The sequence below is a fragment of the Nostoc sp. NMS4 genome, assembly GCF_017115095.1.
Taxonomy (GTDB): Bacteria; Cyanobacteriota; Cyanobacteriia; order Cyanobacteriales; family Nostocaceae; genus Nostoc.
The window spans coordinates 1-2,645 of the sequence record NZ_JABXKI010000370.1 but is presented as its reverse complement, the minus strand read 5'-3'; the positions used below and the strand labels follow the sequence as shown (position 1 = coordinate 2,645).

Annotated in this window: 3 protein-coding genes; all 3 read right to left on the bottom strand. The window is 41.3% G+C overall.

From position 1 onward, the window contains the following. The coding region (locus HWQ37_RS31390; RefSeq protein WP_292754685.1) for a hypothetical protein at positions 1-221 on the bottom strand (221 nt) is incomplete at its 3' end. Between the two features lie 19 nt (positions 222-240). Next, on the bottom strand, positions 241-483 hold the full coding sequence (locus tag HWQ37_RS31385) for a hypothetical protein (protein ID WP_292754682.1): 243 nt from the start codon (positions 481-483) through the stop codon (positions 241-243). A 232-nt stretch (positions 484-715) separates the two neighbouring features. Then, positions 716-2,645: eCIS core domain-containing protein (locus HWQ37_RS31380; RefSeq protein ID WP_292754679.1), on the bottom strand; the 1,930-nt coding region annotated here is incomplete at its 5' end.

Here is a 2,645-nt window from a genome sequence, read left to right as displayed (position 1 = left end):
TTTTTTGTCTCTGTTGTTAAATCAAGGATTTCTAATAAGTTCGTCTTTCTTTGAACTAATCCTTCGGTCTGTTCTTGTTGCTGATGGGGATTTGGTGTTGATGTCGTCTGTTTACTAATCGGCGCAAAGGGTCTTGATGTCAACTGTGATGTTGTCTTTGGGGTTTGGGCATTCGCCGAACCAGTTTGAGAAGTTTTTGTGGATGCGATGTGACTTTTCATTTGTTGATTATTCGGTTGGTTATGCCTGAACTGTACTCTCAAGCCATGTTCCATCGGCAGCAAATTTAGAAATCCGACGCTTTTGAACAGTTCCGGTAATTTCAATCCGAACCACAGGTTGCCAAACACCATTTATATCTACCCAAGCAATGCTTTCGGGAACATCAGCAGCTTGTTCAGTCCAGTTTTGACCATCAACTTTATCCTCGAAGAGGATTTCTCCAGGATGTTGCTCGCCAGATGGAGAAGTTACGCTGCTCATTTTGATGATCTCCTGAGTTAAAGTTTTGAGTCAGATCATGTTCTGCTAATCACAAGTGAATTATCGCATCTATGCAAAAATTGGAAAAGCCTCTTTCCCCCTGCCCCCTGCGCTCTAAATAACAAGTCTTTTACCGGACATGATATCAGTGCGGGCTTTTGGCTACATTCTTTGTGACGTATACAATCAACACCCAAACTATACCAATATTGCAAAAACAAATTTCCGAATATTATTTGTACTCCCTATCAAGCATGGCGAAACGGTTAGGCACTATTTGGCGATACTCATCAAAACTGGGTGTACCCTGAGTACTGAAATAAACCCTAATAGTTTCTGCTACATCTTCTATAATCTTAGCCATTGCATAACCTGATACAGAAACTTTGTCTGCGTCCATCATCTTCTTCCATTCCAACCATTTACCTTGGCTCGTGTCAGCACCCCAATTCTGATATGACCAAGTATGTCCTGTTTCATGAATCATGCTACCCCGCATATAATTCTGAGGATTAAGCGGCTTGGTTTCTTTTTCAGGATAAATATACATCACTCCTTCCGCAGTCGCACTCATATATGATTGCAAGTTTGGCTGTTTATACACGTCTGCCCAATAGGGATCGCTAGGGTTAAGGATTGGATTAAGAATAATTATATTGATCAATGAACGATTTACTTTTGGTACATAGCTAACAGCATCAGCAGTTTGCTGCACTGTATGATTGTGGTATCCTGGCGTGGGTGCTTTCGGGGTAAAAATCGTCAATTCAGTATAATCATCAAAAGTTACAAGCCACGATTCAGCATCGGCAACTACACCATTAAATTGATAGTCTTTTTGTTTTGCTGGTTGCGCGAGGTCATATTTTACTTTTGTAGTGTTTACTACCTCATTAGCATATTTAGGAATTGAGTCTTTGGCAGTAATCAACTCGCGCAGTGCCTTTTCCTGTTGAGTGTCGTTATAAGATGACGACATTGCAGACAATTTCCCTCGCAAATTGTCACGACTCTTCTGGGATAATTGGTTTGTTTCGCCACCTAACATACTATTGAGAATAGTTTGCTCACTGCTATCTAATTTAGACCAGCCAGGTAGTTTGTGAACCGATGCAACTGAGGCTTTAGCATCGATTGGAGCCATAGTATCGTAGGGAATATACGTTGATATGGGTTTTGTACCCCAAGACGTATTCCACTTTAAGATAATGGCTTGTTTCTCTTCTGAACCAAACAAGATGGGCTTCAGTTGAACCATATATGCGTCAAAATGGTGTTGCCAAGATACTAGCTTGCTTCCGACTTGAGTGCGAAATCTAAAAAGAGACCTTTCATTAGCATCTTTTGGATCGGCATCTTTTGGATCGGTAGTTAAAATTAATTCATCAGCTGCTAGTGGTTTAGGCACCGAGTCGCTGGCTTTAGCCAAATTGCTGGCTTTATCTATAGCTTGCTTGGTTAAATCGTTAACTATACCAGTGAGTTTCAATTTTTTACCCTTGCTATCACGATGGTCTTCTTGGAAATTACACACCGCTTGCCTGGTTAGACCGCCAAAAATACCATCAATTTTCAGCGCTGGATGAACACCTATTTTATTCAGCTTTCTCTGAATATCCTTAACTGATGAATTTCCCGAAGTTTTTTGCTTTTTTGTTTCTCCCGTAAGTTGAATCAGCGATGTCTTTTGCAGGTTGTACTGGCTTTGAACTGCACCTGTCTGCTGCATCACATGAGTCAATTCATCGGCTGTCAACTCATTATTCCCCGGCGACTTCCCCGAACCATAGTAAATATCACTACCATGAGTAAATGCCTCTGCGCTCAACTCCCGGCTCATCTGCACCGCTTCGGAATTTGTATGCACCCGCACATTTTTTAAATTAGTTTTAAGCCGAGGTTCGATGAAGCCACGGACATTAGACGATAATGGACTTCTCCCACCTTTACTCTTATTCAGGCGACTCTCAATATTATCTAGGGGTTGGATGCGATCGCTCTTACATTGTAATAATTGCTTGGTTTGTACTAATGCACCAATTTTCAGTTTTGCTTGCATTGGTTGGGTTGGGAAATCAACTCGCTCTTTGATACTAGAGTTAGTTTCTAGACTTTCTTGAGGTTGCATTTCCTCTGAAAGCATCGGCTGTCGCTGGATAGCT

Coding starts and splice junctions, on each gene's coding strand:
- HWQ37_RS31385 (WP_292754682.1), bottom strand. CDS start 483: ATGAGCAGCGTAACTTCTCCATCTGGCGAGCAACATCCTGGAGAAATC.